The organism is Janthinobacterium sp. GW822-FHT07A03, from assembly GCF_058798815.1.
The window spans coordinates 1-508 of record NZ_JBXAKW010000056.1 but is presented as its reverse complement, the minus strand read 5'-3'; the positions used below and the strand labels follow the sequence as shown (position 1 = coordinate 508).

Below are 508 nucleotides of genomic sequence, written 5' to 3'. Positions count from 1 at the left end.
CGCATCGTGGCGCGCCACGAAAGCCTGCGCACCACCTTCGCCAGCATCGACGGCCAGCCGGTGCAGGTGTTTGCGCCGAGCGAGAGTGGTTTCGGCCTGACGATGCATGATTTGAGTGCGTTGCAAGGACATGAGCAGCGTGCGGCAGTGGAAAGAATCAGTGCCGATGAGGCCACTGCGCCGTTTGATCTGGCGGCGGGGCCACTGATCCGCGGCCGCCTGCTCAAACTTGGCGGCGACGAGCATGTTCTGCTGGTGACCCAGCACCACATCGTCTCCGATGGCTGGTCGGTTGGGGTACTGGTGCATGAATTTACGGCGTTGTATTCGGCGTTTTGCCGCCAGTTGCCCGATCCGCTGGCACCGCTGTCGATCCAGTACGCCGACTACGCCGCCTGGCAGCGTGGCTGGCTGCAGGGCGAGGCCCTGCGGCGCCAGGTCGACTTCTGGCAGCAGCACCTGAGTGGCGCGCCGGCCCTGCTTGAGATGCCGACGGACCGTCCACGTC

1 protein-coding gene is annotated in these 508 nt (G+C 65.2%); it reads left to right on the top strand.

Annotated features, from left to right (window positions below; all coding sequences use genetic code 11):
- Positions 1-508, top strand: a 508-nt coding sequence (locus tag AC1RJW_RS29775; protein ID WP_493048124.1) for a condensation domain-containing protein, incomplete at both ends; no start/stop codon positions are given.